Consider the following 5120-nt stretch of genomic DNA (forward strand, 5'->3'; position numbering starts at 1 on the left):
CGACGACGATCTTCGCGGAGGTGGTGGCGCGGCTGGGGGCGGCCGCGTTAGAGCTTGCGAAGTCCACTGAGGACCCTTTCGAGCAGCGTGACGTCGGGCTGGTTGCCGGATTCGCCGCCGGCAGCGGGCTGGTGGATGGCGACGAGACCGGCCTCGGCCAGGTCGGCGACCAGGATGCGCGCCACTCCCAGGGGGATGTTGAGCAGCGCGGAGACCTCCGCGACGGACTTCACCTCGGTGCACAGCATGCAGATCCGCTGGTGCTCGGGGAGCAGTGAAGCCAGCCGGTCCTGGCTGACATTGGCCGAAACCAGTGCCTCCAAGGCCAGTTCGTAACGCGGCCGGGTGCGGCCGCCGGTCATCGCGAAGGGCCGGATCAGCGGTCCGGACTCCTCCTCGTCGTCGAACTCGTCGGCCTGGGCCGGGTCTTCGGCGTGGTCCTGGAAGGACTCGGAGCCGGAGTAGCCCTGCTGGTAGTCCGGGTAGCCGGGCTGCGCCGGGCGGCCGAACTGCGGCTCGCCGTAGGGCTGCTGCTGGTCCGGCAGCCCGTACTGCTGCTGCTGGCTGAACTGCGGTTGCGCGAACTGCGGCTGGCCGTACTGCTGTTGTCCGTACGGCTGACCGTGGCCGACGCCGGGAGCTCCGAAGGCGTCATGGCCGGTGCCAGGGTACGGAACGCCGTACTGGCCGCTGCGGTCGTCGGGCGGGGTCACGGTTCCTCTCCTCACAAGGTGCGGCGGTGCGGTGCTGGCAACGATCCTGACGGATCGTCACCCGATGTGCGAAGGCCGTACAACGCCCGAACCCGGGCCCGTGAGGGCCCGGGGACGGGCAATGAGGTCTTTCGAATACCAGGACGGTATCCGACGAACCGTCAGTGCAGCAGACTGCCCTGGAGTTCCGCGCGCAGCGCGGGGGTGAGAACGGCTCCGGCGCGGTCCACCAGGAGGGCCATCTCGTAGCCCACCAGACCGATGTCGGAGTCCGGCGAAGCCAGCACGGCCAGCGAGGATCCGTCGCTGACGGCCATCAGGAAGAGGAAGCCGCGCTCCATCTCGACCACGGTCTGGTTGACGTCGCCGCCCTCGAAGATCCGGCTGGCGCCGGAGGTGAGGGAGGTGAGGCCGGAGGCGACGGCGGCGAGCTGGTCGGCGCGGTCGCGGGGGAAGCCCTCGGACATGGCGAGCAGGAGCCCGTCGGCGGAGACCACCACGGTGTGGGACACCCCAGGGGTGTTGTCCACGAAATTGGTGATCAGCCAGTTCAGGTTCTGTGCGGCCTGGCTCATCTGGGTCAACTCAACGCTCCTGCTGGTTCGAGCCGCCGAAGAGATCGGTGGTGCTGTCGTGCTGCTGGGGGTCGATCCGGAAACTACCGGTGGCGCCCGGGTCGCCGCCCGCGCTGCGGCCCTGCTCGACGCCACGGCGCAGGTTGGTCAGCCGGCCGCGCACCTCCTCGGGGCTGCGGGAGACCTGCGGGCCGTCCTGGGGAGTGGGCTTGGCGTTGCCCGCCACCAGGTTCTGCTTGGGCACCCGGCGGGGCAGGCCCGAGTCGGTGGTGCCCGCGGCGGCCGGCTCGCGGAGCTGGCCGGCCCGCTGCCAGTCGCCGTCGTTGGGCGACTGCCACTCCTGCTGCGGAGCGGCGGTCGGGCCGGTGGGGCCGTAGCCGCCGAGCGCCGACACGTCGTGGCCGCGGTTCTCCTCCACCGAGGCGGAGGTGTCCTTGGCACCGGTGAACCAGTTCGGCTTGTCGCCGCCCGCCGGCGCCTCGTCCTGACGGGCGGAGGGGAAGCCGCCACCGGCCAGCTGCTGGCCCGGACGCCGCTGCGGGAGGCCGGAGCCGAGCAGCGGGCTCGCGGGGGCCGCAGGAGCGGCCGGGGGCAGCGCGGCGGGCTCGGCACCGTACGGGTGGCCCGAGGGCTCCTCGTAGCGCTCCTGGGCCTGCTGGAAGCCGTCCTGCCGGCCGTAGCCGTAGTCCTGCCCGTACGGCTGGTAGTCGGCCGCGGCCGCCTCCGCGTACTCGGGCTCGGCGTACTCGGTCCGGCCGTACTCCTGGCCGCCGTACGGCGAGTCCTGGTAGTGCGGCTCCTGGTAGCCGTAGGAGTCGGCCGGGGCGTACGGCTGGCCGTACTGCTCCTGGCCGTACTGGCCCTGGCCGTACTGGTCCTGCGCGTACTGACCCTGGCCGTACTGGCCCTGGTAGCCGTAGGCGTCCTCGGCGTACGGGGTCTCCTCGACCTCGGCGTCGATGACCTGGCCGTTGCCCTCGGGGCCCGCCTCCAGGGCGGCCCGGCGGCGCTGGTCGAGCCGCTGCGAGCGCTGCATGGACTCCAGCGCCGGGCTGAAGCCGCTGCTGCCGCCGTGGCCGGTCAGGTGGTCGTCGAAGCCGAGCTCGGCCGCGCTGCGGCCCTGGCCGACCTCGTCCCAGCCGACCTGGCCCTCCTGCTCCGCGAAGATCCGGGAGACGGTGAACTGCTCCTCCGGCTCCGGGACGGCGGCCATGCTGGTCAGGTGCTGCGGGAGCATCACCAGCGAGGTGGTGCCCGCGGACTCGCCCGAGGGGCGCAGCTGGACGCGGATGTCGTGCCGCTGGGACAGCCGGCCGACCACGAACAGGCCCATGCGGCGGGAGATGGTGGCGTCGACCGTGGGCGGCTCGGCCAGCTTCTCGTTGATCTCGGCGAAGTCCTCGGCGGTGAGGCCGATGCCCTTGTCGTGGATCTCGACCAGCACGCGGCCGTCCGGCAGGCGGGTGGCGTTGACCAGCACCCGGGTCTGCGGGCTGGAGAAGGTGGTGGCGTTCTCCAGCAGCTCGGCCAGCAGGTGGACGAGGTCGGTCACGGCGGCGCCGATCACCTCGGCCTCGGGGATGCCGGCCAGCTCGACGCGCTCGTACTGCTCCACCTCGGAGGCGGCGGCGCGGAGCACGTCGACCAGCGGCACCGGGGTGTTCCAGCGGCGGCCGGCCTCCTCGCCCGCGAGGACGAGGAGGTTCTCGCCGTTGCGGCGCATGCGGGTGGCCAGGTGGTCCAGCTTGAAGAGGTTCTCCAGCTGGTCCGGGTCGGCCTCGTTGTTCTCCAAGTCGGTGATCAGCGCGAGCTGACGCTGGATCAGGCTCTGGCTGCGGCGCGACAGGTTGGTGAAGATCGCGTTGACGTTCCCTCGCAGCAGGGCCTGCTCGGCGGCCAGCGAGACCGCCTGCTGGTGGACCTGGTCGAAGGCGCGGGCGACCTCGCCGATCTCGTCCTTGCCGTGCAGCGGGATGGGCGCGACGGAGGTGTCCACCCGGTCCGGGTCGGTCTTGGAGAGCTTCTCGACCAGGTCCGGCAGACGGTGGTTGGCGATGTCCAGCGCGGCGGTGTTCAGGGTCCGCATGCCGAGGATCATCGAGCGGGCGATCAGGCCGGTGAGCAGACCGGCCAGCGCCAGCGAGACCACGACGATGACCGAGTTGAGGATCATGTCGTTCTGCGCGCGGTTCTTGATGTTCGCGGCGGCGTCGACGACCTCGTCGAGGAGCTTGGACTCGGTGTTGCGCAGCGAGCTGATGTGGCTCGCGGTGGCCTGCTGCCAGTTCGGCGGGTTGAGGCCGGCCGCGGCGGCGGCCTCGGCGGCGCCGTCGCTCAGGGTGGAGCTGCTGCTCATGAAGGACAGGCCGAGCACCAGCAGGCCGCTCATGGTGGGCGCGACGTCGGTGCCGGGCATCTTCAGCGCGGCGCGCTGGTCGGCGGAGGCCTGGGCGACCTGGGCGTCGGAGTAGGCGCGGGCGTCCTCGGGCGCGCTGCCGGTGGAGAACTCGTTGAGCGAGACCTGCTCCAGCTTGTTGGCCACGGCCAGCTGCTGGAGGAGCTCGGAGGTCTCCTGGCGGCTCAGGATGTGCTGGCTGGTGCCGACCAGCAGGTTGAGCATCAGCACGCGCTGGGTCGAGGCGGAGGCCTTGGCCAGCGACATGGCGTAGATCGCGCGGCCCTTGCTGGTGACCGTGGAGGAGCCGAAGCCGACCGAGTTGTCGAAGGCCATCAGCGGGGCCATCAGGTTCGAGTACGCGGCCTGGGTCGCGGTGATGTAGAGCTCGCGCTTGTAGGCGTTCTCGCGCAGGTGCGGGAGGTGCACCACGAGCTGCTGGAAGGCCTCGTTGCGGCGGGCCAGCAGGGTGTCGTCGGAGACCTCGGCGAACGCGGCCCGGTACGCGGCCAGCGCCTGGTCGGTCTTGGCGCGGCGCTTGGGCACCTCGCCCTGCGGGTCCTGGCCGACCATCAGCGGGATGGCGGTCAGGTCGCGCTCGGACTCCAGGGAGTCGGCCAGCTCGGTGGCGGCCTTGGCGAGCAGCGCGGTCTTCTCGGCGTGGGTCGCCTTGACGAAGTCGTCGAAGGAGCTGTTGACCCGGAGCCCGCCGAAGACCAGGGAGATCACGACCGGGATGAGCAGGATCGCTATCAGACGGGTGGGCACCCGCCAGTTCCGTGGTGCCAGGAACTCGTAGCGGCCGGAACTCCGGCGCTCTTCCTTCGCGTTGGGCTTGGTGGTGGTCACCTTGGGCGCGGGTGCAGCGGTGGCGGGCCGCTCCTCGGCGCTCGGCGCGAATGCCGAGAAACCGCCCGGCTCGTTCTGGCGGGGCTCGGAGCGCCGCTGCTCGGTGACTGGCTGGTTACGCCTCACTCGACAACAACCTCTCTCATCCCCGCTCGCCGCAGCCCGCTGCTGGGTGGAACTGCCAGGGTGACTACGGGGTAGCTGGCATTGGAGCACGTGCGCGGATGCGGGACAAACAGGCATCTGCGCACGTTTTGGTACGGGTAAATCGGACATTCGGTGACGTATCCGGGCTGAATGCTGCGGCACGCAGCCCGGCCGTCACCGAGAGTTACTTTCGATCTTTAAATGCCTATCGAACCGTTATCGGGCTCGCCCAGGCTCTTCATCAGCGCTTCATCAGCGGAGTCGGGCGAGGAGGGCGTGTTCGACGAGGGTGATGAGGGCGCTCTTGGCGCTGTCCCGGCGGCGTGCGTCGAGGGTGATGACGGGGGTGTCGGGGCCGAGTTGGAGTGCTTCTCGGACTTCGTCGGGGGTGTGGGGCTGGTGTCCGTCGAAGCCGTTGAGGGCGACGACGAAGGGGAGTCC

3 protein-coding genes and 1 pseudogene are annotated in these 5120 nt (G+C 70.6%); all 4 read right to left on the reverse strand.

Annotated elements, in window-relative coordinates; translation table 11 throughout:
• Positions 1–47 precede the first annotated feature (47 nt).
• Complete coding sequence (locus tag ACIA8O_RS40040; RefSeq protein WP_396299031.1) at positions 48–713, reverse strand: DUF742 domain-containing protein; 666 nt, start codon at positions 711–713, stop codon at positions 48–50.
• A gap of 161 nt (positions 714–874) precedes the next feature.
• Positions 875–1288 carry a roadblock/LC7 domain-containing protein gene (locus ACIA8O_RS40045; protein ID WP_035797811.1) on the reverse strand — a complete coding sequence of 138 codons (414 nt, stop codon included), beginning with the start codon at positions 1286–1288 and terminating at the stop codon, positions 875–877.
• Positions 1289–1298: 10 nt separating this feature from the next.
• Positions 1299–4658 carry a nitrate- and nitrite sensing domain-containing protein gene (locus tag ACIA8O_RS40050; protein ID WP_396299032.1) on the reverse strand — a complete coding sequence of 1120 codons (3360 nt, stop codon included), beginning with the start codon at positions 4656–4658 and terminating at the stop codon, positions 1299–1301.
• Between the two features lie 273 nt (positions 4659–4931).
• Positions 4932–5120 (reverse strand): annotated as a pseudogene (locus ACIA8O_RS40055) (ATP-binding protein); the annotation flags it as partial.

The sequence above is a fragment of the Kitasatospora sp. NPDC051853 genome (assembly GCF_044452665.1).
GTDB lineage: Bacteria > Actinomycetota > Actinomycetes > Streptomycetales > Streptomycetaceae > Kitasatospora.